The sequence below is a fragment of the Streptomyces sp. NPDC057950 genome, assembly GCF_042887295.1.
Classification (GTDB): domain Bacteria; phylum Actinomycetota; class Actinomycetes; order Streptomycetales; family Streptomycetaceae; genus Streptomyces; species Streptomyces kaempferi.
The window spans coordinates 18,672-41,609 of record NZ_JBHVPP010000004.1 but is presented as its reverse complement, the minus strand read 5'-3'; the positions used below and the strand labels follow the sequence as shown (position 1 = coordinate 41,609).

The window sequence follows — 22,938 nt, the reverse complement described above, 5'->3', positions numbered from 1 at the left end:
CCACGCTCCCCGGGCATTCCATCCGATAACCGATCCGAATCGGAATCGTTATCGGTCAGCAAGGCTGTGAGCTGCGCTTATCGACAAATCCATGGCGGGTGTCGGATGAGCACTCATGATGAAGCATCACGTATGCGTCGATAAGGCGCGGTTCGGTCGGACCGTCCGATGGACGGGACGCGCGCGACAGCGGCACCGTCACCGCGTCCACCGCCCGGACGCGCACGCGACCGTCCCGATCCGGGCTCAGGTCACCCCTGCCGGTACCGCCTGCGGAGGGGGAGCGGTCTCGGACGGACTGCCATGCCCCGTCTCCCAGTTGGGCTCGGGTCGGGGGGCCGGCGGTGTGTCACCTTCCTTGTGCGGGCGCCGGAAGGCCGACGTGCCGCGGGAGAGATCGTGGCCGATCGCCACCGCGTCGATGTCCGCCGACGTCCAGCTCTGCCCCTCGCGCGTCTCGGTGCGTACCTTCAGCCTGCCCTGCACGATGACGGGATCTCCCACCGACAAAGACGCCCCCACGTTGGTGGCGAGCGCTCGGTTGGCCCACACGGTGAAGAAGTTGGTGTGCCCGTCCGTCCACGTGTTCTTCTCGCGGTCCCAGTACCGCGCCGTCACCGCGAGGCGGAACCTCGCCGAAGCTCCGTTCGCCAGATCTCGGTAAACCGGCTGCGTCGCCACGTTGCCCACCGCGCAGACCATCGTCTCGTTCATGCCCGGACCCCTCTCCCGTACGACTGCGTCTGTCGCGGCGATCGCATGCGCTGCGATCGCCGCGGATCCAGACTGCCCTCGCCGGGCCGAGCCCGTCGGCCGCTGTGCACCGCCCGAGGATTGTGGACAACCGCGTCACCCGTGGGAGTGCGGCGTCATCGGTCGCGGCGGTGTCCCCGGTTCACGGACACCCTCAGGTCACCCATGGCTCCAGTTCGCGGACGCCATCAGTTCGCGGACTTCCATCAGGTCACGGACACCCTCAGGTCACGGACGGCCCCAGTTCCCCGACCGCCCCGAACAAACGGCCTGCCCCGGACGGCCGGCCACGGGCATGCAGTCGGCCCCGGCTAACCGACCGTCGCCCCCGTGACCCGTCCGAACTGCTCCCGCACCTCCCGATACCGCAGCAACTCCGCGGCCACCGGATCCAGCACCCGCGCCCTCCCACACCCGGCGGCGGCCTCCCGCAACCGTCGTTCCGCGTCGAGTCCGTACCGTCGGGCCGGTCCGCGCGCCGCCAGTCTGCTGCTCCACTCGACCAACGGACCGCCGATGATGCCCGCCACCATCAGCAGCACCGGCACCCAGAGGTTCGGCGGCATGAACCCGATGATCTGCCCCAGCAGCCACAGCCCGCCGACGATCTGAAGGATCGTCATCGACGCCTGGGCGAGAACGGCGACCGGCCACCAGCCCGGCCGCGGCGGCCGCCCCGCGGGTGTCGCGGCACGCGTCGCCATCTCGTCCAGAGCTTCCGGCAGCCCCTGCGCACCGCGTACGGCCGCCTCGCGCACCGCCATTGCCCAGGGTGCGGGGAGGCCACGGGCCGCCCGGTCCGCCACCGTACGGACGGCCTGCTCGACACGCTGGCGGGCCGTGGCCTCCTCGTCGGCGGGCACCCGCAGCGCATGCCGTCCGGTCGGTGGGTCGCGCCGGTCCTGGCACCAGTGCCACAGCCGCAACCAGGGGGTGCCGCAGGCGCGGTTGGCGTTGCGGCGCCACGCGCGCTCGGCCGCCTGGCCGGCCGCGGTGGCGCCCACCGCGTCCGCGAGCCGGTCCGAGAACTCGTCGCGCGCCTCCTCGCTGAGACCCGTGTGCCGACCGGTCGCGTACACCGGCCGCAGCCGAGTGGCGGCCGCGTCGAGATCGGCCGAGATGCGACGTGCGGCGGCGCCACGCTCGGCCACGAACTGTCCGAGTGCCTCGCGCAGTTCTCCGATGCCGTCCCCGGTGAGCGCGGACAGCGCGAGCACGGTCGCGCCCGGTTCGCCGTACTCGCCCAGCGCGATCCCGTCCTCGTCGAGCAGCCTGCGCAGGTCGTCGAGGACCTGGTCGGCGGCCTCGCCGGGCAGCCGGTCCACCTGGTTGAGGACCACGAAGGAGACCTCCGCGTGTCCCGCCATGGGCCGCAGATAGCGTTCATGAAGCATGGCGTCCGCGTACTTCTCGGGATCCACGACCCAGATGACCGCGTCGACGAGTGCCAGGATGCGGTCCACGTGTTCGCGGTGCTGGACGGCGGCGGAGTCGTGGTCGGGCAGGTCGACCAGGACGAGACCGTGCAACTGGGCCTCCGCCTCCGGGCTCTGCAGAGGGCGCCTGCGCAGTCGTCCCGGGATGCCGAGCCGGTCGATGAGCGTTGCCGCGCCGTCGCTCCAACTGCACGCGATGGGTGCGGCGGTGGTCGGCCTGCGGACACCGGTCTCGGAGATGGCCACCCCGGCGAGCGCGTTGAAGAGCTGCGACTTGCCGCTCCCGGTGGCTCCGGCGATGGCGACGACGGTGTGCTGTCCGGAGAGCCTGCGCCGCGCGGCCGCCTCGTCGAGAACCCTGCCCGCCTCGGCGAGCGTCCTGCCGTCGAGACGGGCGCGCGACAGCCCGACCAGCTCCCGGAGCGCGTCGAGGCGCGAGCGCAGGGGGCCGTCGTACGCGAGTGGGGGCGGAGGGGCCTGCGCGGCGGTCCTGGTCTCCGGTGCCGGGGTTTCCTGGCCGCTGGGGGCGTCGGACGCGCGGCGGGCGATCAGCCCGTCGTCCCAGACGGACTCGGGTTCGGTACGGACGGGGGTGCCGTCGCCCTTCACGCGCGCGTGCCCGGCTTCATCCTGCACGCGTGCGTGCCCGGCGTCGTCCGTCACGGGCGTGTGTGCCGGGTCGCGCTCCGGGTGTGTGTGGTGGGCGTGGTGAGTGATGTCCGGGGGACGGTTCTCGGCGGCCTCGGTGCTCTCGCGGATCCCGTGGGTGTCACGAGTCTCGCGGATCTCACGAGTCTCGCGGATCTCATGGGTCTTGTACGGCTCATGGGTTCCGTGACCCTCGTGGCCCTTGTGGCCGTGCCGGGACGACCCGGGCAGGGGCTCCCTGTCCGTGATCTCTCGGTGGGCGCCCGCTGGGGACCGGCCTTCGTCCTGAGAACCTACGGAGCGGCCCGCGCCCGCTCCCCCCTGGACGGAGGCGTCCTGGGCGGCGGCGTCTCGCTCGGACACGCCGTGGATCGACACGCCGGGGCCGGATACGCCGTCTTCGGAGGGCAGTTCTCCGGTGCGGTCGATGTGGTCGGCGGGTTCCGTGTGTTCGGCATGCTCCGAGCGATCCGTGCGCTCTGTGCGCTCTGTGTGGTCCGAGCGATCTGTGTGGTCCGTGTGGTCCGTGTGGTCTGTGACGGCGGTCACCGCGGTCACCTCTCCTTCTGCAGTACGGACAGCGCGGCGATGAGTTCGGACTGGGGCTCCGGATGGACGTCGAGAGCGTCGAGCGGGGCCAGGCGCCGTTCGCGCTCGGTGTGCAGCGTCTGGTCGACGTACTCCGTGAGGAGGTCTCCGCCCCGTTCGCACAGCCGCAGGGCCCCCTGTGCGCCGATCCGGTCGGCGAGCTGCTCACCCGCGGTCTGCGCCCGCCGGCCGCCCAGGAGGGTGGTGGCGACCAGCGCGGCGACGGTCTCGGCGTCCGGGGCCGCGCTCTTGTCGAGGCGACCGACCTCGTCCTCGGCGTACTCCTCCAGGACCCGCCGCCACCGTCGTACGGCCACCCCGATCCGATGCTCGGGGCTTTCCAGGGTTGGGTCACGGTCCGTCAGCTCGGGGATCCGCGCGCCCGGTTCCTGACGCCAGGCCTCGTCCACACGCTCGTCGGCGGCCGTGACGGTGCACAACATCAGGGCGGCAAGACTCTCGACGAGCGAGTCGAGCAACTCGCCGGCGGTGCAGTCCAGCGGATAGGCGCGCCACCGCTTGAGCGCGTCCCCGGCGAGCACGGTGCCGGTCTGCAAACGCCCCCGCACGCGCGCGTGCTCCCTGTCGTACGCACCGTCGACGGCCGCGGTGAGCCGCAGCGCGGCGGCGTACTGTGCCGCGGCCGCGCTCGCCAGTTCCGGCATCCGGACCTTCAGGGAGTCGAGGACCCCGTGTGCGGTACGGGCCATCGCCTGGCGTCTGGCGCCGGGATCCTGTGTCTGGTGCACGAGCCACGTCCGCAACGGCGCGACGGCGGAGGCGGGCAGCAGGCCGCCGCCCCAAGCCGACTCGGGCAGCTCGGGCACCGTGAAGCGGGGCACCTCGCCGAGCCCGGCCTTGGTCAGCAGCGCGCCGTAATGCCGCGAGACCTCGGACACCACCTGGTGAGGCACCCGGTCGAGGACGGTGACCAGGGTCGCCCTGTGCTCCTTGGCGGTGCGCAGCAGGTGCCAGGGCACGGCATCGGCGTACCGGGCGGCCGTGGTCACCATGACCCAGATGTCGGCCGCGCTGATCAGTTCCGCGGCGAGTACGCGGTTGTCGGCGACCAGGGAGTCGACGTCGGGGGCGTCGAGCAGGGCGAGGCCGCGGGGGAGGGTGTCGACGGTCTCGACCCGCAGCACCCGTTCGCCTCGCTCGACGGGTGCGGTCAGGTCGTCGCCGGGCTCCTGGTGGGGCATCCACACGCGGGTGAGGTCGGGCAGCACCCGCATGCCGCTGAACCAGTGATGGTCCTCCGGATGGCACACCAGTACCGGTGTACGGGTCGTCGGCCGGAGGACCCCGGCCTCGCTGACCCGGCTCCCCACGAGGGAGTTGACCAGGGTGGATTTACCCGCGCCGGTGGATCCACCGATCACGGCCAGAAGTGGCGCTTCGGGGTCTCGCAACCGGGGCACCAAATAGTCGTTGAGCTGTGCGAGCAGTTCGTCGCGGTTGGCACGCGCGCGTGGAGCCCCCGCCAGGGGCAGCGGGAAGCGTGCGGCGGCGACACGGTCGCGCAGGGCGGAGAGTGCGTCGAGCAGCTGGGGCCGTACGTCCAAGGTCACCACATGCGAAGAATGCCCAATTTTGGAGGCTTTCTGAAGCATATGGCCACGCCTGCGCGCCGACAGGACACATCGGGGTGGAGGGGGCGACTGGGGTGCAGGCATAACGAGTGCACAACACCCGGGGCGCCGGACGCCAAAAGCGGTGCATGATTCGTACCTGCCTGCGATTATCAGGACCGCTTCACTGAACCTCCACATCGAGCCACGGAGGCGAAGCGCCAGGGACAAGGACCCGGGAGCCCTATCCTTGTCCCCGACAGGTCACGGATCGGCCCACACCCGGGCACTGCGACACCGGCCACCACACCTGGCCCCCGTAGCTCAGTGGATAGAGCAGGCGCCTTCTAAGCGCTTGGCCGCAGGTTCGAGTCCTGCCGGGGGCGCAAGTCTCCGCCCTCCCCTTTGGGAGGGCTTTTTGCAGGTCAGGGCATGTTTCCCTCGGACCGACGAAGCCCCGAACGCCTCCCCGATGATCAAGGGGAAGGTCCGGGGCCGTCCGGCTGTCACCGGGTTTTCGCGGGTGGCTGTGTCGAATACGTGTCGAAGTTTTCGGCGAGGGGTCGGCTGGGCCCGCAGCAGGGCGATCGTGACGGCCGTCAGGGTCTTGGCGGTGTTCTTCCGGCTGTTGCCGCCGAGCTCCGGCCAACGGGCGTCCACGTACTCGACGGCGAACGCGTACCAGCTCATGGCGGCCGATTTGGAGCGGTGCGATACCGGCAGCCCGGGGGCGATGACGAAGGCCTCGCCCTTGCCTGTCGCCCGGATGAGTTCCGAGCGGAAGCCCTCGGCGAGGGCAACGGTCCGGAGGGGCTCCCGCAATGGCTTGCCCGCGACCACCCATCGCACGGTGTGCGTGGTCTTCCGGGCGCCCTTGTAGGTGAGGATCTTGTAGATCTTGACGTCGTACGAGGTCTCCATCAGGCGGCGTCCTCACGGCCGTCGAGCCAGTGATCGAGATCGCTCCGCCGGATCCTCAGGTCGCCGTTCGGGAGCTTGATGCAACGCGGGGCGCGTTTCTTCGCCCGCCAGTCGTAGAAGGTGGAACGGGAGACCTTCAGCTCCTCGCAGACCTCGGCGAGCGTGAGCTTTTCGTCTCGCGACCTCACAGCGGACGTCGTCACGAAATAGCCCCTTCCAATTCTGCCAGGGCTTCGCGGGCGGTTTCGCGGTTGTGCTGGAGGTCGCGGGCGATGGTGGCCGCGAGGGCGGATTCGCCGGGGGTGTGGCCGTGGCCGGCGTACTGCCAGTCGACCAGGACGAGGACGGTGTCCGGCTCGCGCTCGTCCAGCCCGAGGGCCTCGCGTTCCGCGCGGAGCGCAGCGAGCTGTCGAGTCTCAGTTGATGGTTGACGGGTTGGCGTCGGGTGATGCTTGACGTTCGGTTCAGACGTCGAGGCTGACTGTCTTGTCAGGTCGAGCAGTCGAGCCCGGCGACCTGAGGGACCTCTGAAGGGGTTGCCCGAACTGCGATGAGTTCCAGCACAGTCCCAGGTCTTCAGGTACATCCACCTTCCGCGCGCGAATTTGGAGGCACCGTGAAGCTGTTGCTTACGTCAGGCGGCGTCACGAATCCAAGCATCCATTCGGCGCTCGTGCAGCTTCTCGGCAAGTCGATCGCCGAGTGCCACGCCCTATGCGTCCCGACAGCACAGTGGGGCCACCCGATGTGCGGTCCGACATCGGTGCGGGGCTTCGCGGCCGCCGAGCCCACGTGGCAGCACTTGTCCGGCCTGGGCTGGGCGTCGCTCGGAGTCCTCGAGCTCACCGCACTGCCCACCATCGGCGCCGAGCGATACGTCCCCTGGATCCGGGAGGCAGACGTGCTCCTGGTCGACGGCGGCGACGCGACCTATCTGTGCCACTGGATGCGGGAGTCCGGGCTGGCCGATCTGCTGCCTTCGCTGCCCGACACGGTCTGGGTGGGAGTGAGTGCCGGAAGCATGGTGATGACGCCCCGGATCGGAGCGCAATTCGTGGAGTGGCCGTCCGCACCGGACGACCGCACCCTAGGAGTCGTCGACTTCTCGATCTTCCCGCACGTGGACGCTTTCCCGCAGAACACCCTGGCTGACGCAGAGCGGTGGGCCGCCGACATCGGCGTCCCGGCCTACGCCATCGACGAACAGACGGCCATCAAGGTCGTCGACGGCTCCGTCGAGGTGGTCTCCGAAGGGCAATGGACGAAGTTCGGGTCATAGCCGCCCGGTATACGAGACGTCGCGTCGTTCCGCGAGACCCCCACAACACCCCGTGATCTCGGTGACTGAGGCGCCGACGGCCACCTCCATCACCGCGTGATACCGCTGCTCGACCACGCTCAACTCCACCAGCACGGCCCCGGCCCTCCCTGCACGCGCCGATACGACGCGCACAGCCAAGCCGAGGCAAGCGGTGTCAAGCATCAGGTGAAGCCACAAGGTCAAGCATCAACCGAGACAAGACAGGAGCGCAGCGAAGCCAAGGGATAGAACTTTCCCTACTTCATCAAGCCCCGGCTGCGCTCCGCTCCGCCGGGCGGGCTCCCGGCTACGCTCGGGGCGCCGCTCCTGCCTTCGGCCCGCTCCGCCCCGGCTACGCCGACGCCCGCCCACAGGTGGATAGGCCCGGAGGTCATGAGTCGAGCACCCGACGTTCATGGCCCACGGTCACCGACGATGCCTCCGGCGGGGGATCGGCCGGCACCGGGATGGAGGGGGCGCCGTTCCCGGCCGCGGGCACATCGTGGCGAGTGTGGCGGGCTCCCATCCCGTCCACCGTCGACCCAGGCAGAGCCGAGCAGACGCGGCCCATGGCGTCCAGGTCGTTCGTACAGTGGCGCGCTCCACCTGGACGCCATGAACCACGCCCGCTCCACGGTGTGTGGGTCGACGGCGGACGGGATGGGAGCTGGGGAGAGTGGGTTGGTGCATGCGGGGAGGCTGAGCGTCAAAGAAATCGTCTCGTCCCGCCGAACCAGGGCTGTCAGAATCGCCACACGATATGCAAGGGGGTCAAGACGATGCGCCGCTTAGTCCTGGACACAGACGGCTTCGCTGTGGCCATGCACGATCTTCTCGGGCATGCAGTCATGGGCGAGCTGATGATGAACAGCATCATCTCCGCACGTCTGGGCCGAGACCTCGATGCGATGTCCTTGCTAGAGGCCAAGGCGATCTCTCAACTCAGCGTCAACACCAGGATCTCGCTGCTAGAAGAGATCATGCAGAGCGAGGGCTGGGATCAGGACTTCCCCTTCGTGGTCCCTGTGCTGCGAGAGCTCTTCGCCATGCGTAACAAGCTGGCTCACTCTCTGGCATTCGGCCACGACACAACCGACTCCGGTGACCTGACCGCAGTCAGACGCTCTTTCCGACGTGGCGCTGCTACGCAGGAGGGGATCTCGCTCGCCAAGATCGTGGGACTTTCCAGGTCGGCCCACTTCGTCACCACGGTCGAAATGTCCTTCCTGCAAGTACGAGCTATTCCGATTTCGTACTGGACAGCAGAGTGACACCCCGCCCGTGCCCCATTCGTGCCCGATAGACCGGGCACTCGCGGGAAATCACGGTCACGAAGGGACACAGCGCGCATGACGAAGGCCCCCGACCGATGTTCCTGGGCAGGGGTCTTCAACATGCGGTGGGTGTGGGATTTGAACCCACGGGGACATCGCTGCCACGACGGTTTTCAAGGTCGTTCACGGGCTTGACCCAGTCCCTAAGGCTCCGCCGACCTCAGGCTTGCAGGTGTGGCCAGCCGTCCCGATTCGAGAAGGTCTCAAAGCAGTAGTGAGTAGACCGATCCCACTCCTTGCCGGTGGCCAGCTCGTAGGCCTGATCAGGCACATAGAGGAGCGACTCGCCGTCACGCGTAGAGGCGGTGTATGGGGCGAACTGGTCGACGTCGAAGAACACGGACTCCCAGACGGATTGGCCGGCGGCAACCACGGCGCAGCGCGAGTACAGGAAGCTGTCTGCGGACTGCGGAAAGGGGTCACCGTCTCGCAGCGTCAGGTCGGCGACCGGCAGGGTGCCAAACTTCTCTTGATCCAGGCGGTACAAAGCCTCGGCCAGGCGCTCGGCGAAGCCTTGGATGTCGAGAACCGGGCGACTACTCAGCTCTGTAGCAAGACGGCCGCAACCAGCTTCATCAGTCTTGCCGCCCAGGGTGTCTATCAATGCCCAGAAGTCGGCCCAGGTCATCATCATGGCCAGAGCGTACGACCTGGCGATCCTGGGCCGTCTCTGGGCCGTCCGAGGGCACACGACGACCAACGCTGACAACCGTTAACCACTCGATCGCAGGTCACAGCGTTGATCGTCTAGGGGCCCGAGGCCAGTAGACCATCGGATCACTTCTTCGGCTACTTGGTCTTCGGGCTCCCCTCCCGGTGTAGAAGGGAGGAGCGTCATCGGCAGGCGCCGTTGAGCGGACTCTTCTTCAGGTGCCGTGTGGTTCGTTCACCGCCAATCGGTAACCGGGACTGATTGCGACGTGGATGACGTCTCGCAGGGCCCGGTCAATTCCTTCGCCAGCCGGTTACCTCTCCTCCAGGTCCGTGCCCTGGTCATCGAGCGATTCGGAGGCTTGCTGCAGCAGCTCGGCGGCCGTGCCGAGCTGGACCGCTTCGATGTTGTCCGCCAAGCGGGACACGAAGTCGCCCCGGTCGGCGGTGCTCAAGTAGCAGGGGTTTCTGCTGGGGCCCGACCACGGGAGGAGCCGTAGTTCGTCTTGTGCCGTCATCCCTGCGTCTGCCTCTCGTCGATCACGTGGTGGTTGGTGAAGACCGCGTCGATGCGGTCGCCCGGGAAGGCCAGCAGCGCGGCTTCGACCACATGCCCGGCGGAGTCGGTCACGGTGCGTGTGTTGGCGGGCGCGGCATCGTCAGACAAGTCCGCCTACCTTGATGCACCGCGACTGGGTCCAGCACCGTTCGCGGCGCGAGGGTCGGCCCCGCCTGCACCCCCACGCCCGAGCCACGCTGTCCACAGCAGAGCATGGGACCTTCGCTGATTATTAAGCCGAAAAAACTTGAGGGAATTAGCAACGTCGATTAGGGCGCCGAAAACTTGAGGGAATTAGCAACGTCGATTAGGGCGCCGAAAACTTGAGGGAATTAGCAATGTTGATGCGCTGACCTGCGCACTTGCCCTATTCGAGGAGGATGCTCAAGAATTGCCTGCACGCGGCCAGGATGCTTCCCAAGGGGAAGAGAGGCCACCTGTGCGCCTGGACAACGACGGGCGGCCTCCTGATCCACAGCCCTCAGAGACAGGGACCATCATCAGTATGAGATACCGACCCCGACGCCACCAAGAAGCAGCTTCAAGCGGTAACTCCGCTCGCGTTCAGATAGCGGCGCTCCTGGCCGGTGCCGCTCTGATCGCTAGCGGCCAAGCCACAGTCTCAGAGGCGGCGGCCTACGTAGCACCCTTCCTGCTCATCAGTGAGCGGTTGGCGTACCGAAACGGAGCCTGCCAGTCTCCGTTAGAGAGTGGAACGTCGCCGGTGCCTCCGTGCGACTCAGGCCACATGGACGTGCCGACCAGGATCGAGGCGTGCCGTCCAGGCGATAGGCCCAGCCCTGGAATCTGACATCACCAGGTGACATCAACGACGGTGCACGCAAGCAGCCTTGAGCGACCAAGTCCACTGGCCTAGTAAGATCACCATGCCTCCAGGGCACCCGATGGATCGAACTTACAAGGCAGATGTCGGCCGTTCGAAACCATCCGCGCCCACGAATCTCGGGACGCAAGCAAGGCCCAGGTCAACCGGTGCGAATCCGGGAACCTGGGCCTTGGTCTGACGGTCCACGTAGTCGGCGATCACGTGATCGCGGCCGTTGACGAGATGGTGGTAGATCAGCCGAGCAGACGCGGCCTATGGCGTCCAGGTCGTTCGTACAGTGGCGCGCTCCACCTGGACGCCATGAACCACGCCCGCTCCACGGTGTGTGGGTCGACGGCGGACGAGATGGGAGCTGGGGCGAGTAGCGGGTACTGGGGGCATCAGCCATGGCGCCAGGCCGTGCTCCTAGAGCGCCTGTAGCGCCTAGAAGCGGACCGCGTTATCCGAAGCTCGACGCGAAGCTGCCCACAAGCAAGAGCGCGAGGGAAGTGACAGGTCCGAGCCACTCCGGGAGCCCGATCGTGCTGCGCTTCTCGAAGCCATGTCCAGCCCTTGGCACGGCGGCGTCGCGGCGACGCAGCAGCTCCTGCGCGACGGCGTCCCGCTTGGCCTTGCCCGTCAGAGGAGCGGCGTCGAGTGCAGCCACCGGAAGGCGACCGTATCCCGACACGACAAGAGTGAGGGCAGTCCGCCCCTCCAGCGCCGTGATCGAGTGGTAGGGGACGAGGTAGTGCGTGAACAGATTGTTCACGCGGAAGCGATCCTGCCCGAACGATACGTATGGGTTCAGGAACAGCCGCCAAATCATGTATTGGGCGAACAACGTGGGAGCCAGCGGGATCAGGCACGTCAGCCACGAGCCAGTCACGGCCGCCTGCTCCTGGAGCAACACCACCTGCAGTGCCACCAGCCCTGCCTGTCCTGCGATGGCCCACACCACCTTGGGGACTCTTCTGATCCTCGCCACCGAGCCGGTTCTTTCGTCGTGTCCACTCGGACAGTCCTGCCCAGTCCCCAGGAATCGGGCGGGGCAGGGAAACCTACTACGTACTGTCCGACGGGTCACCCTCGCAGCCACAGCCGGATCGCTGAGAGGGTGACCGCGGCGTGGAATGCCACAACTTCGCCAGCGCCTACCAAGCCGTGGTCGGCCGACAAGGCCTGTGGCGGTACAGCAGCGAAGTACAGCAACCACACCAACTGGCCCCGGCCGGCGATGACCCCGTAAGGCCGTAGCGCGACTGGTCAGACCCTCACCGACCGATCTACATAGAGCTACGGATCAGGTGTTGTCTCTGGCCCGTAGCTCTTCCTTCCGCAGGCGGGCGTAGCCCTCCAGGTCCTGCTTGATGGTCATGACGTCCTCGACGCGGATCCGGATAGGCCCGCAGTGCAGGGCATCGCAGGAGCGGGGAAAGCTCCCGTCGATGAGGGAGACACCGCTGAGTACGATGCCCGCCACCTCATCAACCGCAGTACACAGCACCGGATGGAACGAGCAGTCCTCGTAGATGTCGCCCACCTGGATGCCGTTCGGGTTGCCGGGGTCTGGTGTCTCGCTCATGGGGAGCACCGTCTCAGTTTCCGTCTCATTCAGCGACGGTCAGGCCCGTTCGGGAGAGGTCGGAAGCGAGAGGCCGCCCCTCGATCGGCCGCAGCCGAACGCAGGTGAACGAGGCCGGACAGAGTCCCGGACCGGACCAACAAACTTGGAAAGCGTGTTGGGGCGGATGCATCGAGGCAGCTGCGGGCCGGGGGATGTCAGACGCTGATGAGAGTGTGTCCGGCATGGAGACACCCATTACCCCTAACACCGGGGATGAGGAGCACGCCGTCATCGCGCACTTCCGGCTTGCCGGTGGCGGCTTCGGCGATTCCAACCAGCGCGAGCTGGTCTACGAGGCCAAGCAAGTAATGGCAGCAGCTGCCGAGGAGGCCGGCGTCGGGGAGGTCGACGGCAAAGAGTTCGGAGGAGGCGAAGCCGTCGTGTACACCTACGGGACGGATGCAGATGCTCTCTTCAAGGTCATGGAGCCGACCCTGCGTAGTCTGCCGTTCCGACCGGGGCACGTGGTTCTCAGGCGGGGCGACAACGCGTCACGTGTGGACCTGTGAGCCTGGCCGGACGGCTACAGGACCTGTGGAGCAGCGCAAGGTGAAGTCGAGGCGCACTACAAGCGCACCAGATCGAGCGGGGAACTGCGGGGAATCACGGTGAAAGCAGCCGGGGCCGCCAGGCCAGTCACTGGACGTCCGCCCAGGTCAGCGCCCGGCCGAGCCCCAAATGCCCGCAGCTTCCCAAGCTGAGAGTACTGAGGCTGACTGTCATCGGATGATTCGCACACCACGTGCAGTTATTCACTTCAGGGTGCGTGCACGGTATACCGGTCGAAGGCGAGCGCTGCGGAAGGGGGAAGAGTCCGGGTTATTCGGCTCTTCCCCCTGCGAGGGCTAACGGAACGTTGCCGCTGGCGGCCGCCGATGCCGATCGCCCTCTCAGAAGCGGTGAGGGTTCACTTCCAGAAGGTGACCGCGGCTGGTCGCAACGCGGAGGACGTCTCGTAGAGCTCCCGCCAGTTCCTTCGCCAAGAGTCGCAGGTCTTCAGGGCCCGCCTGCTCCGCGGTGAGGGATTCCGTGGCCTGGTCCAGCAGTTCAGCCGCCGAGCCGAGCTGTACCGATTCGATGTTGTCCGCCAGGCGGGACATGAAGCCGTCTCTGTCGTCCGTGCTCAGGTAGCACGGCTTGCCCTCGGGCCCCGTCCACGGAAGGAGTCGTAGTTCGTCGTGCACCGTCATGCTTGCGTCTGCCTCTCGTTGAGCGCGTGGTGGGTGGTGAAGACCGCCTCGACGCGGTCTCCTGGGAACACCAGAAGTGCGGCTTCGAGGACGCGGCCGGCGGTGTCGGCGGCGATTCGGGTGATCGCGAGGATCGCCAGGCCCGGGTTGATCCGGAGAGCGGATGCCTCATCTGGCGTCGGGAGGCGGGCGGAGACTATCTCGCGGACCTCGGCCGACAGGGCGTTCAGAACGGCGAAGCTCGCTTCTGTATGCAGGTATGAAGGGCCGTTGCCGAGTGCTTCTTTAGGTTCCGGTCCGCCGGGGACGTAGATGCGGGCCAGGCTGTGTGGGCAGTCCCCCTCGTAGCTGACGCTGAGGTATTCGGTCAGCGGGCTGCCGTTCGGGACGCGCAGTAGGGCTGCCAGGTGTCCGTCAGCCTCGACCTGGGTGGCCTGGTCCGTGACGCGTAGAGCCGTTTCGGCGGCTGTCCATGGGTCCAGCGTTCCCCAGCCTCCGACGTATGTGATCTGGCGGGGGCGATGGCGGACGAAGTTGCCCTTGCCGTGGATCTTCTCGACCAGACCTTCCCCCTGCAGGACGGAGAGGGCGCTGCGCAGCGTCGCTGTGCTGACCTTGTATCCGGCGGCCAGTCCGGATTCGGACGGGAGGCGTTCACCGGGCTTGATGCCGCCGGTCGTGATCTGACGTCGAAGGTCATCAGCGATGTCGTGATGGCGGGCACGCATGGTCGACGTCACCGCCTTCTCGAGATGCGTACGGCGACGAGTCGGGTCCGCGTGTGCATGGTCAACAACTCACCTGACTCGAACAGCAGTTGTTTGGCCCCTTGGGGCAACTGGAAAAGGTCTCTCACTCGGTACGCGTGACCGCCGATTTGGATGACGTCGCCGCGCTGCACGGTCGTCGATGTGATCTCGACCTGGGAGACCAGCGCGCCGCTGGGCGTCCGGTCCCTCACCGCTGCACCTCCGTGGGCGCGGGACGGCTGGGGGTCGAGTGACACGGGCAGTCGCACACCTCGTACACCACCGGCAGGTCCACCGGTGCCGCGACGGGGGAGGACTCCGAGCAGGCGTGGTGCGTGCCGAGACGGCACGCGGTCGACCGGTAGGGGACGGGCGAAGTGTCCGTGACTCGGGGGTGCTGGCGAGCAGGCATCATCGGCCTCCCGCGAGGAACGACCAGGCTGCGGGCGGCAGATGGGGTGCCATGATCATCGAACGCCGTGGGCGCCCGGGCTCTCTCCGGTCAGGACGTACGGTCGAACGAGCGCGATGTCCGAGCCCGCTGGCGAGTCCATGCGGTAGGGGCGGTCCGGGCGCCGTCGAAGGGTGGCCGTCGCCTCGACAGTCGGTGCCGGGCGAGCACAGGCCCGTGACGGTCCCGTGGAGGTTAAGGGGCGGCGGTGCCGGCCCTTGGGGGAGTGGTGCCTTCTGGTGAGTGAGACGGCGCGGCGGATACGGTTGAGCACGCTGTTCAGCTCCTATCGCTGATGGCTCGGTCCCCCGACATCGCCCGTCGTGGGGGCCGTTTTGCGTACGACCGCCCAGAGGGTGCGGCCGTTCAGACTGGTGGCGAAGAGGCCGAATCGATCCGCCTCGGCCACCACTTCCAGGACCTCCCGCCATGACTCCGCGGAGAGCTGTTCCGGCACCTCCGCTTCGATCGAGGTGTGCCGGTCGTGTTCCTCCAGGCGCGTGGGGAGCCCAGCGGCGGACAGCCGTGCGGCGATGGCGGCCGCGCTTACTCCCGAAGCGGGCACAGGGCAGCCTCCGTCACCGGAGATCACTTTGAGTGAAGCTAGTTAACTAGATTAGAGCTAGTGGACTAGATTTTCTACATGCCTGAGCAGCCGCCTTATCTCCGTATCGCCGACGAACTCCGGCGGCGCATCGCGGAGCACGTCTGGGAGCCGGGGGATCGCCTCCCCTCCCGTTCCCAGATCGGCCAGGAGTGCGGCGTGGGTGAGAACGTGGTGCGCCGGGCGCAGGAGTTGCTGATCTCCCAGGGCGTATTGGAGGGCCGGGCCGGTTCGGGGACGTACGTAGCCGAACCGCGGCAGCGGGTGCGGGTCGTCCGTTCGTCAGCACGCGAGCAGCCGGACGGGTCACCGTTCCGTACGGATATGAAGGCCGTCGGCAGGCAGGGTGACTGGGAGAGCCGGACCGACGCCAAGGTGCCGGCGCCTGAGGAGATCGCGCAGCGTCTCGGTATCGCGGACGGCGAGCTGTGTGTCCGGACGACGTACGAGTTCCTGGCTGATGGCAGGCCGGTGCAGCTGTCGACGAGTTGGGAGCCCTACGACCTCACCGCCGGCACTCTCGTCGTTCTCCCGGAGGGTGGGCCGCATGCCGGAGCGGGTGTCGTGAACCGGATGGCCGCCATCGGTGTCAACGTCAGTCATGCCGTGGAGCAGCCGGAGCCGCGACGGGCGACCGCCGAGGAGGCGTCCCTGCTCGGCATCCAGAAGGCCGCGCTCGTCACGCACATCCGGCGGACGTACTACAGCGACCAGGGGCGACCGGTCGAGACGGCGGACATCGTTGTGCCCGCTGCCCACTGCGAGATCGTTTACGAGATCCCGATCAACCGGTAGCCGACACATGCAGGACGACAACGGAACTGGCGGCTACCAGTCAGCCGCGCCCCTCAACTCTCCTCGTCCTCGACCATGCCGATATCGAAGGGGAACGACTTCAGGAAGTCACGTACCGCAGGGTCCTGCTCCACCTCGACCAAGTCCGCGATCACTTGCCGGAATCGTTCGCGTTGATCGGACGGTAGCTGCAGCAACGCCCAGCCAATGGTCTCCATCATCTTCACCGCGGAGTCGGGGTTCACTTCCTCGTCGTCGCAGCCGTCCAGCCACCGCACGATGTCGACGAGCAGTCGGGTCAGCGCCGGCACGAGCGGATCTCTGTCAGTCATGTGGGCAACGTAGCCGAGGCCTACGACAGCGCGCCGCGGATCGGTGAGCGGCCTGCATAGGGACGGCTACACGCCGTCCGTCGACCTCGACTCGTATCGTGCGTGCATGCGCAATGAGCGGCACGACGAGCCACTGTCCAAGGCGGAGTGGGAGTTGTTCCTCCAGTATCTGCACCGGTTCGCCAACCACGATGTGGACCAGTTCGCCAACATGCAGGTGGGTTATCCCGAGTACCCCGTCTATGTGAGCTTCTCCAGGCAGCCCGAGGCGGGAGTTGACGTAGAGGAGGTCTACCTGCGGCAGTAGTGAAGCCGGGCCCTGTCGAATGTGTGTCGAGGGCTGGCTGAGTGGGAGTCAGGACGGGGGAGCGGCGCAGGTCAGAGGCGGTGCCCCGCTCGACGCACCAGACGCCTTCTAAGCGCTTGGCCGCAGGTTCGAGTCCTGCCGGGGGCGCCGCTGAGAGCCCCCCCCGGGAGGGCCTTTTTGATGGTCAAGGCATGTTTGAGACCCGACGCGGAGAACCGGACCGGCTCCATCTGATCGCGGAGAGGGTCCGGTGGTGTCCAACAACGGGAACGCCGCGTGGGCGGGGCCGCCGGCTGCGGTCCCGCCCACGCGGTGCTGTCCCGGGTGGCTTCCCGGGGTGTGACGTCAGCGCAGGCCGAAGGCCCGGGTGATCGTCTGGGAGACGGTGTTGCCCGCGCTGTCCCGGGCGCCGACCCGGAGGGTGGCGAAGCCGGCCGACCGCGGGGCGCGCAGGTTCGTCCGCCATCCGTCACCGCACCGGCTCAGGTCGGTCCGCTGCCAGGTCGCGCCGTCGTCGTACGAGACCTCGACGGACGGCTTCGCGATGGCGGCGGTGGTGCCCGGCAGGTGCGAGGCGGTCACCGTCAGCCCGGCGTGCCGGTCGGCCCGGCCGGACTTGTCGGTGTCCACGCCGTAGTCGAGCTGGATCAGCGGCAGTGACACCGCCGACTCGCTGCCGGTGACCGCGGAGGTGAAGTTCCACTCGGTCAGCGTGTGCGTCGAGTACGGGGCGGTCCAGGCGGCACGGTCGTTGTCGAGGACCAGTCGGTAGGGCAGGCGCCCCGCACCGAGCCCGGGAACCTGCAGATACTCGGCGTTGCCCCAGTCGAGCTGCTGGTCGCCCTGGTACAGCGACATCCAGTCCTTGACGTCGAAGTTCGCGCCGGCCTCGCCGACGTGGCCGGACCCCGAGTCGCCCCAGCCGGGCGCGGTGATGTACATCGTGTCGAGGTAGCGCACGGGCTGGTAGCCCATCGGGCCCATGCGGGGCCGCTGGATCGGGCCGAACCAGCTGACCTTGCCGGTCTTGCGCGCCGCGTACTGCAGCGGGTCGATCGAGTGCTGCCCGGTCTCGCCCTGGATGAAGGCGTCGTCCAGCCAGGTGGTGCCGGCGGTGACCCAGTCGGTGCGCTCGCCCTGGGCGGGCGCCGTGAGCTGGTTGCCGACGGCCCAGCCCCGCCAGACGTCCGGACGGAACTCCATCGCCTTGCCCTGCCGGTAGTTCCGGAAGGAGACGTTCACCCGGCCGAGGTCCTTGGGCTCCTCACGCCAGGTCGGGTCCGCCGGGACGGCGCCGGTCCAGTGGTGCACCACGTCGTAGACGTAGTCCGTCGTGGGGTGCGAGGTGACCTTCAGCGAGACCGCGCCGTGGCGGAGCGAGCCGATCAGTTCGGCGCCCTGGTCGGCGGTGAGCGTCGCCACCGTCACCGGGGCGGGGCTCGCCGGGCTCCAAGGGCTCTCGTCCCAGGGCTCCAGGCGGCCGACGCCGTCGTTGACGACGAGCAGCAGTCGGGCACCGGCCGCCGCGGCGGCCTCCGCCTGCGCCTGGATCCCTTCCGTACCGGCACCCCGCACCACGACGGCCTTGCCGCGCACGTTCTGCCGCGCGAGCTCCTGGGCCGTGCCGCCGCCGGCGAAGACCGCCGTCAGGTTCCGGCTGCCGGCGGGCAGCGGCGTGGCCGCGCGCTTGACCAGCGGGTCGTTGAAGGCCGTCGACTTCGTGCTCAGGGTCAGCGCCGGCTGCTCGAGGCGGAAGCGGGCGCCGGCCTCGAACTCGCCGTCGGTGACCTTCTTGCCGGTCGGGAGCGCCCAGACGCTGTCGTACGACGGGTTGGGCAGCATCGACGTCTCCACCAGGCTGTCGGTGAAGGACCGGTGGGCGTCCAGGCGCGGCGCGACGGCGGTGGTCTGCTGCGGCACGCGCGCCAGGATCCGGCGCGCCTTGCGGCCGTCCAGCGTGACGGTGCGGTCCTGGTCCAGCTTCACGTCGTTGAAGGCGAGCAGCACCATGCCGAGCGAGCTCGGGCCTTCGGCGCCCTGCACGTCCCCGGTGAGCCAGCCGCTGTAGCTGCCGACGGGCAGCCGCGTCGTGCCGGTGCCGGACGCGTCGAGGTCCATCACCGTGAAGAGGTGCTCGGCGGTGAGGACGACCCGGCCCGCCAGCGGCTTGCCCGCACGGTCCTTCGCGACGACCGTCAGATTCTGCCGCCGGCCCTCTCGGGCGGCGCCGATCATGGTCCGGGCGCGGACGGCTCCGGTGCCGTCCGTACCGGTGATCATGGCGCTGACCGACTGGTCACCGGCCAGCTTGTCCAGATCCGCGGTCAGCGTCGCCGTGGCGGTGCCGTGCGCGGGCACGGTGACATGGTCCGAGGAGAGGCTGAACAACCCCGCGGGTACCGTGCCGTCGACCGCCAGGGCGAGGTTGACCGGGGCGTCGCCGACGTTGGTGTAGGTCACCGTCTGAACGTCGGTCTGACCCGGCGTCGGGGGCCACGTGTGGAAGCCGGAGTAGGCGGTCGTGGTGGCGAAGACCGTGGTGTGCACGGCCGCCAGCGCGTCGAGCCGGCCGGCGCCCGCCTGGTACGGGGTGTACGCCGGGGTCGCCTTGACGCTGCTGACCAGCGCCTCCTTGAGCTGGGTGCCCGTCCAGTCGGGGTGCTCGGAGGCGAGGAGCGCGGCGGCACCGGCCACGTGCGGCGTCGCCATCGACGTACCGCTCATCGTGGTGTAGTAGCCGGAGCCGCGCTTGTAGTGCGAGCGCGCCGCGACGATGTCGACGCCGGGCGCGGTGAGCTCCGGCTTCAGCCCGCCGTCGCCGTCACGCGGGCCCTGGCTGGAGAAGTCGGCGAGCGTGTCGGTGGAGTCGACGGCGCCGACGGTCAGCGCGGAGTCCGCGGTACCGGGGCTGCTGATGGAGTGCGGGCCGCCGTTGCCCGCCGCGATCACGAACAACGCGCCCGTGTCGTGGCTGAGTTCGTCGACGGCCTGGCTCATCGGGTCGTTCTTGTCACCGCCGCCGCCCAGGCTCATGCTGATGATCCTGGCCTTCTGGTCGCGGGCGGCCCACTCCATGCCCGCGATGATCCAGGATTCCTGGCCGCTGCCCTCGGAGTTGAGCACCTTGCCGACGGCCAGCCGGGCGCCGGAGGCGACACCGCGCTCCTTGCCGTCGGAGGCGCTGCCCGTGCCGACGATGGTCGAGGCGACGTGCGTGCCGTGGCCGTTGTAGTCGGCGATGTCGTCCTCGCCGGGCACGAAGCTGGCGCTGTCGGACACCTGCCCGACCAGGTCGGGGTGTTCGGTGTCCGCGCCGCTGTCGAGCATCGCGACCTTCACGCCCTGGCCGGTGTCGCCCTCCGCCCACACCTTCTGCGCGCCGATCTGGGCGGTGGAGTCGGCCAGGTCGGCCTTCACCTTGCCGTCGAGCCACACGTTGGCGACGCCGCCCGCGAAGGACGGCTTCGCGGACCGGGCCGCCGCGCCGGAACCCCCGGTGAGCGAGGACCAGAACTCCGGTGCCTGCTTGTGGTTCTGCGCGAGGGCCGCGCCCTGGATGCTGTCCAGGCGGCGGACGTCGGTCGAGCCGGCCATCTTCGTCCGGGTGCGGTCCTTGGCGGCGGCCCCGGTGTAGCGCACGATCAGCGGCAGCCGGGAGCTGTGCGCGTCGTCGTAGCCCTCGGTGATCAACCGCGTCACGTTGAAGAGCTGCTTGTCGAGTCTGCCGGCACTCACGTACGGCAGGGCGGCGTCGGGGTAGACATAGGTGGCGCCGTCCACGACAGCGCGGTGGAAGCCGGTGGTGGCTCCGCTCGCGGCCTGGAAGGAGCGCACGGCGGTGCCGTCGGCGGCGGTACCGATGGTGACCTTGTCACCCGTGATCAGGGTGACGGTGTGCGTGCCGGCAGTGCCGGGCGCTCGGTGTCCGGCGTCGTTGTGCGACACCTCACCGGCGGAGTACGCGGACACAGCGGCAGTTGCCGGTATGACGCCGAGTGTCAGCGCGGCTGCCACGGCGAGGGCGATCGGCCCGGGCCGGGGGATGGGAACCTTGGGCAAGGAAGACTCCTGAGACGCGGCGAAGAGCGAAAGATCACTGGATCCTCCGGCCGCCCCCGCCGTCGTTCAAGGGGTCGCACACGTCACTCTTGTGCCATGGCACAGTTGCGCCGCGAGCGGACGGGGCCTCGGCCACGGCGCAGGCGCGGCGGCGGGCCCCCTTATGGATCAGGCGTGTTGAGGGACGGAGCGACGGGCCTGCGGGGCATCCCGGTCGGCGCGGCGGGGCGCTCACCTCCGCGGCCTCGCGGGCGGGCTGCACCGGTCGAGTGACTCGTCCCGGACGTCTCCGCCATCCGGCCGACGTAGCCGGGGCCTACGAAGTCGCCCCGCGGGCCGGTGGGTTCCCGACGGCGCCGCTGTGGGACGCGGCCGTCGTTCCACTCGGGCGCGCCGCGTGACCAGCGGCAGACCGTGCCCGGACGTCAGTGTCCCGGGTGCCGCCCGCCCCGTCGCCGCGCGGAGGCGATCGCGGTGACGACGGCGGTCGCGGCGAGGCTCCCCACCATGACCAACCCGACGCCGACCCCGTAGAGGCCGCTGGAGTCGTCCGACCAGTCGTAGCAGGCGGCAACGGTGAGGCCGGCCGTGGTGCCGAGCACGGCGCCGGCGACGTAGCGCCGGGATGCCGCCCAGTACACCGGTGCCGGCAGAGTCAGCACCAGCCCGATCACCTGCCACGCCTCGTACGGACCGGTCGTCGTGCCGTCAGGGTGCACGTCACGATGCTGGTCCCAGCCCAGCCAGGCGGCCCACATCGCCAGCGACACCCCGGCAAGCAGGAGGATCGACACCAGTTGGGGAACGGGTTTGAGTGGTCGTTGACGCATGCCCCAAGTTTTTCCGTTCGCTCCGGCACCGACCAGAGCGCACGTACTCAGCTCCGCCCGAGTACGTCAGCCATGGACGGACCTGTCGTGTCCCCTCGGGAGGTCATTCCCTCCGGTCCTGGGTGCTGGGGCCGCTCGTCCCCGGCCGGGTCGAGGTCCGGTCGGTGGCCGCGAGGTTCTCGAGCGAACGGACGAGCAGGTCCCAGAGGCGTTCGGTGCGCAGTTCGGTGGCCACGAACGTGTTCGGCGGCCCGATGTGGCCGCGGAAGTCGGTGACCGTCATCCCGTAGGTCGCCGTGCCGCGCAGCTCGACCTCGACATGGGCCTCGACGGCCTCCATCAGGGTGGGGTCGATGGCCCGGCCGACGGCGCACGCGTCATGGATCGTGGCCGTCGTGCCGTGGACCTTGCCGACGGTGGCGTTGTAGTGGTGCAGGAGATCGACGACGAACCGGGACACCGGCGTGTCCAGGGCCCCGATGCGGGACAGGAGCTCCGGGGTGGCGGTGGCCTGGGCGGTCAGGTCGAGGCCGACCATGGTCACGGGCCAGTCCGCCGAGAAGACGATCGCGGCCGCTTCGGGATCGGCGTGGATGTTGAACTCGGCCGCGGGCGTGACGTTGCCGCGGGTGTACGACCCGCCCATGAGGACGACCTCCTCGACCAGCGTGGCGATCCGGGGCTCCCGGCGCAGCGCCAGCGCGATGTTGGTCAGGGGTGCGGTGGGGACGAGTGTGATCTCGCCGGGGTGGGTGAGAACGGTCTCCACGATGAGGTCGACGGCGTGCCGGGGGTCGGCCTCCATGGCCGGAGGGATGAAGGCAGGGCCGTCCATGCCCGATTCGCCGTGGATCTCGGCCGCGGTGATCCGGTCACGGACGAGGGGGCGGTCGGCGCCCGGTGCGACGGGTACGTCGTGCAGGCCGGCCAGGGTGCAGACCTGACGGGCGTTGAGGGTGACCTTGTCGAGGGTGTGGTTGCCCGCGACGGTGGTGACGGCGACGATCTCGACATCCGGGTTCCCGGCGGCGAGCAGGATGGCGATCGCGTCGTCCAGCCCGGGGTCACAGTCGATGATGATCTTCTTGGGCATGCGGTTCCCTTCCGGGGCGAGGCGCTGACGGGCGCCGGCCGTCGCGATCGGGCGCGACGACCGGCGCCCTGTACATGCCTCGCCACCGGCGCATCACTCGTATCACCGGGTGTCCTGCGGGAAGAGCACGCCGGGAAGCGGCAAGCACACCGAGAAGCGGCACGCCCAGAACTGGCACGCCGAGAATCGGCACGCGGGGAAAGCGGCACGCCCAGAGCTGGCACGCCGGGAAGCGGCACGCACACCGAGAAGCGGCACGCCGAGAACTGGCACGCCGGGAAGCGGGACGCGGGGAAGCGGCACGCCCAGAACCG

The 22,938-nt window shown here is 68.6% G+C and carries 21 protein-coding genes, 1 tRNA gene and 2 pseudogenes; 6 read left to right on the top strand and 18 right to left on the bottom strand.

Annotation, left to right across the window (positions count from 1 at the left end):
• Nucleotides 1-246: 246 nt before the first annotated feature.
• The 3 genes from ACFVTC_RS09120 to ACFVTC_RS09110 all read right to left on the bottom strand — a co-directional run bounded on the left by ACFVTC_RS09120 (nucleotide 247) and on the right by ACFVTC_RS09110 (nucleotide 4,999).
• Nucleotides 247-714: a single-stranded DNA-binding protein gene (locus ACFVTC_RS09120; RefSeq protein WP_390125595.1), complete on the bottom strand. Its 468-nt coding sequence runs from the start codon at nucleotides 712-714 to the stop codon at nucleotides 247-249.
• 350 nt (nucleotides 715-1,064) lie between these two features.
• Nucleotides 1,065-3,200, bottom strand: a complete 2,136-nt coding sequence (locus tag ACFVTC_RS09115; protein ID WP_390125593.1) for a GTPase — start codon at nucleotides 3,198-3,200, stop codon at nucleotides 1,065-1,067.
• A 191-nt stretch (nucleotides 3,201-3,391) separates the two neighbouring features.
• Nucleotides 3,392-4,999 carry a dynamin family protein gene (locus ACFVTC_RS09110; RefSeq protein ID WP_390125591.1) on the bottom strand — a complete coding sequence of 536 codons (1,608 nt, stop codon included), beginning with the start codon at nucleotides 4,997-4,999 and terminating at the stop codon, nucleotides 3,392-3,394.
• A 310-nt stretch (nucleotides 5,000-5,309) separates the two neighbouring features.
• On the opposite strand from ACFVTC_RS09110, the gene ACFVTC_RS09105 reads away from it, so the two are divergent.
• Nucleotides 5,310-5,382, top strand: a tRNA-Arg gene (locus tag ACFVTC_RS09105).
• Between the two features lie 534 nt (nucleotides 5,383-5,916).
• On the opposite strand, the gene ACFVTC_RS09100 is transcribed toward ACFVTC_RS09105, so the two are convergent.
• A complete protein-coding gene (locus tag ACFVTC_RS09100; RefSeq protein WP_390125589.1) occupies nucleotides 5,917-6,120 on the bottom strand; it encodes a helix-turn-helix transcriptional regulator in 204 nt (67 codons plus the stop codon).
• Nucleotides 6,117-6,338 (bottom strand): annotated as a pseudogene (locus tag ACFVTC_RS09095) (replication initiation protein); the annotation flags it as partial. The pseudogene ACFVTC_RS09095 and the gene ACFVTC_RS09100, both read right to left, overlap by 4 nt.
• 195 nt (nucleotides 6,339-6,533) lie before the next feature.
• On the opposite strand from ACFVTC_RS09095, the gene ACFVTC_RS09090 reads away from it, so the two are divergent.
• Together ACFVTC_RS09090 and ACFVTC_RS09085 are read left to right on the top strand one after the other, a co-directional pair.
• On the top strand, nucleotides 6,534-7,196 hold the full coding sequence (locus tag ACFVTC_RS09090) for a Type 1 glutamine amidotransferase-like domain-containing protein (protein WP_390125587.1): 663 nt from the start codon (nucleotides 6,534-6,536) through the stop codon (nucleotides 7,194-7,196).
• A gap of 842 nt (nucleotides 7,197-8,038) precedes the next feature.
• On the top strand, nucleotides 8,039-8,488 hold the full coding sequence (locus tag ACFVTC_RS09085) for a hypothetical protein (RefSeq protein ID WP_390125584.1): 450 nt from the start codon (nucleotides 8,039-8,041) through the stop codon (nucleotides 8,486-8,488).
• A gap of 223 nt (nucleotides 8,489-8,711) precedes the next feature.
• Here ACFVTC_RS09085 and ACFVTC_RS09080 read toward each other — a convergent pair whose 3' ends face one another.
• The 5 genes and pseudogenes from ACFVTC_RS09080 to ACFVTC_RS09060 form a co-directional block, all read right to left on the bottom strand.
• Nucleotides 8,712-9,185 carry a DUF4240 domain-containing protein gene (locus ACFVTC_RS09080; protein WP_390125582.1) on the bottom strand — a complete coding sequence of 158 codons (474 nt, stop codon included), beginning with the start codon at nucleotides 9,183-9,185 and terminating at the stop codon, nucleotides 8,712-8,714.
• 331 nt (nucleotides 9,186-9,516) lie between these two features.
• The gene (locus ACFVTC_RS09075) at nucleotides 9,517-9,657 is read right to left on the bottom strand and encodes a hypothetical protein (protein WP_390125580.1); all 141 of its coding nucleotides are present in this window, start codon (nucleotides 9,655-9,657) and stop codon (nucleotides 9,517-9,519) included.
• 59 nt (nucleotides 9,658-9,716) lie between these two features.
• Nucleotides 9,717-9,857 (bottom strand): annotated as a pseudogene (locus ACFVTC_RS09070) (GntR family transcriptional regulator); the annotation flags it as partial.
• 1,190 nt (nucleotides 9,858-11,047) lie between these two features.
• Complete coding sequence (locus ACFVTC_RS09065; RefSeq protein WP_390125578.1) at nucleotides 11,048-11,515, bottom strand: hypothetical protein; 468 nt, start codon at nucleotides 11,513-11,515, stop codon at nucleotides 11,048-11,050.
• A 375-nt stretch (nucleotides 11,516-11,890) separates the two neighbouring features.
• Entirely contained in the window at nucleotides 11,891-12,172 is a 282-nt protein-coding gene (locus tag ACFVTC_RS09060; RefSeq protein WP_390125576.1) for a hypothetical protein, read from the bottom strand.
• Nucleotides 12,173-12,396: 224 nt separating this feature from the next.
• Here ACFVTC_RS09060 and ACFVTC_RS09055 point away from each other — a divergent pair, with 224 nt between their 5' ends.
• Nucleotides 12,397-12,723 carry a hypothetical protein gene (locus ACFVTC_RS09055; RefSeq protein WP_390125574.1) on the top strand — a complete coding sequence of 109 codons (327 nt, stop codon included), beginning with the start codon at nucleotides 12,397-12,399 and terminating at the stop codon, nucleotides 12,721-12,723.
• 381 nt (nucleotides 12,724-13,104) lie between these two features.
• Here the strand turns inward: ACFVTC_RS09055 and ACFVTC_RS09050 are convergent, their stop codons facing one another.
• From ACFVTC_RS09050 to ACFVTC_RS09035, 4 genes are all read right to left on the bottom strand, one after another.
• A complete protein-coding gene (locus ACFVTC_RS09050; protein ID WP_390125572.1) occupies nucleotides 13,105-13,404 on the bottom strand; it encodes a hypothetical protein in 300 nt (99 codons plus the stop codon).
• Nucleotides 13,401-14,132 (bottom strand): GntR family transcriptional regulator, encoded by a 732-nt coding sequence (locus ACFVTC_RS09045; RefSeq protein ID WP_390125570.1) that lies wholly within the window; start codon nucleotides 14,130-14,132, stop codon nucleotides 13,401-13,403. The genes ACFVTC_RS09050 and ACFVTC_RS09045 overlap by 4 nt, the downstream gene beginning before the upstream one ends.
• 8 nt (nucleotides 14,133-14,140) lie before the next feature.
• Complete coding sequence (locus ACFVTC_RS09040; RefSeq protein WP_390125568.1) at nucleotides 14,141-14,365, bottom strand: hypothetical protein; 225 nt, start codon at nucleotides 14,363-14,365, stop codon at nucleotides 14,141-14,143.
• Between the two features lie 525 nt (nucleotides 14,366-14,890).
• Complete coding sequence (locus ACFVTC_RS09035) at nucleotides 14,891-15,169, bottom strand: hypothetical protein (RefSeq protein WP_390125566.1); 279 nt, start codon at nucleotides 15,167-15,169, stop codon at nucleotides 14,891-14,893.
• Between the two features lie 78 nt (nucleotides 15,170-15,247).
• Here ACFVTC_RS09035 and ACFVTC_RS09030 point away from each other — a divergent pair, with 78 nt between their 5' ends.
• Nucleotides 15,248-16,003, top strand: coding sequence for a GntR family transcriptional regulator (locus ACFVTC_RS09030; RefSeq protein ID WP_390125564.1), 756 nt, complete (start codon nucleotides 15,248-15,250; stop codon nucleotides 16,001-16,003).
• 53 nt (nucleotides 16,004-16,056) lie between these two features.
• Here ACFVTC_RS09030 and ACFVTC_RS09025 read toward each other — a convergent pair whose 3' ends face one another.
• Nucleotides 16,057-16,335, bottom strand: coding sequence for a hypothetical protein (locus ACFVTC_RS09025; RefSeq protein ID WP_390125562.1), 279 nt, complete (start codon nucleotides 16,333-16,335; stop codon nucleotides 16,057-16,059).
• A gap of 106 nt (nucleotides 16,336-16,441) precedes the next feature.
• On the opposite strand from ACFVTC_RS09025, the gene ACFVTC_RS09020 reads away from it, so the two are divergent.
• The gene (locus tag ACFVTC_RS09020) at nucleotides 16,442-16,642 is read left to right on the top strand and encodes a hypothetical protein (RefSeq protein WP_390125560.1); all 201 of its coding nucleotides are present in this window, start codon (nucleotides 16,442-16,444) and stop codon (nucleotides 16,640-16,642) included.
• Between the two features lie 345 nt (nucleotides 16,643-16,987).
• On the opposite strand, the gene ACFVTC_RS09015 is transcribed toward ACFVTC_RS09020, so the two are convergent.
• From ACFVTC_RS09015 to ACFVTC_RS09005, 3 genes are all read right to left on the bottom strand, one after another.
• Complete coding sequence (locus tag ACFVTC_RS09015; protein ID WP_390125558.1) at nucleotides 16,988-20,701, bottom strand: S8 family serine peptidase; 3,714 nt, start codon at nucleotides 20,699-20,701, stop codon at nucleotides 16,988-16,990.
• Nucleotides 20,702-21,126: 425 nt separating this feature from the next.
• Entirely contained in the window at nucleotides 21,127-21,531 is a 405-nt protein-coding gene (locus ACFVTC_RS09010; RefSeq protein ID WP_390125555.1) for a hypothetical protein, read from the bottom strand.
• 103 nt (nucleotides 21,532-21,634) lie between these two features.
• The gene (locus ACFVTC_RS09005; RefSeq protein ID WP_390125553.1) at nucleotides 21,635-22,624 is read right to left on the bottom strand and encodes a nucleoside hydrolase; all 990 of its coding nucleotides are present in this window, start codon (nucleotides 22,622-22,624) and stop codon (nucleotides 21,635-21,637) included.
• Nucleotides 22,625-22,938: the final 314 nt, after the last annotated feature.

What these genes read in the sequence shown, in the direction of transcription:
- ACFVTC_RS09060 (WP_390125576.1), bottom strand. Translation starts at nt 12,172, where the DNA reads ATGAGCGAGACACCAGACCCCGGCAACCCGAACGGCATCCAGGTGGGC.
- ACFVTC_RS09080 (WP_390125582.1), bottom strand. Translation starts at nt 9,185, where the DNA reads ATGATGATGACCTGGGCCGACTTCTGGGCATTGATAGACACCCTGGGC.
- ACFVTC_RS09045 (WP_390125570.1), bottom strand. Translation starts at nt 14,132, where the DNA reads ATGCGTGCCCGCCATCACGACATCGCTGATGACCTTCGACGTCAGATC.
- ACFVTC_RS09085 (WP_390125584.1), top strand. Translation starts at nt 8,039, where the DNA reads ATGCACGATCTTCTCGGGCATGCAGTCATGGGCGAGCTGATGATGAAC.
- ACFVTC_RS09020 (WP_390125560.1), top strand. Translation starts at nt 16,442, where the DNA reads ATGCGCAATGAGCGGCACGACGAGCCACTGTCCAAGGCGGAGTGGGAG.
- ACFVTC_RS09030 (WP_390125564.1), top strand. Translation starts at nt 15,248, where the DNA reads ATGCCTGAGCAGCCGCCTTATCTCCGTATCGCCGACGAACTCCGGCGG.
- ACFVTC_RS09120 (WP_390125595.1), bottom strand. Translation starts at nt 714, where the DNA reads ATGAACGAGACGATGGTCTGCGCGGTGGGCAACGTGGCGACGCAGCCG.
- ACFVTC_RS09050 (WP_390125572.1), bottom strand. Translation starts at nt 13,404, where the DNA reads ATGACGGTGCACGACGAACTACGACTCCTTCCGTGGACGGGGCCCGAG.
- ACFVTC_RS09025 (WP_390125562.1), bottom strand. Translation starts at nt 16,335, where the DNA reads ATGACTGACAGAGATCCGCTCGTGCCGGCGCTGACCCGACTGCTCGTC.
- ACFVTC_RS09010 (WP_390125555.1), bottom strand. Translation starts at nt 21,531, where the DNA reads ATGCGTCAACGACCACTCAAACCCGTTCCCCAACTGGTGTCGATCCTC.
- ACFVTC_RS09005 (WP_390125553.1), bottom strand. Translation starts at nt 22,624, where the DNA reads ATGCCCAAGAAGATCATCATCGACTGTGACCCCGGGCTGGACGACGCG.
- ACFVTC_RS09055 (WP_390125574.1), top strand. Translation starts at nt 12,397, where the DNA reads ATGGAGACACCCATTACCCCTAACACCGGGGATGAGGAGCACGCCGTC.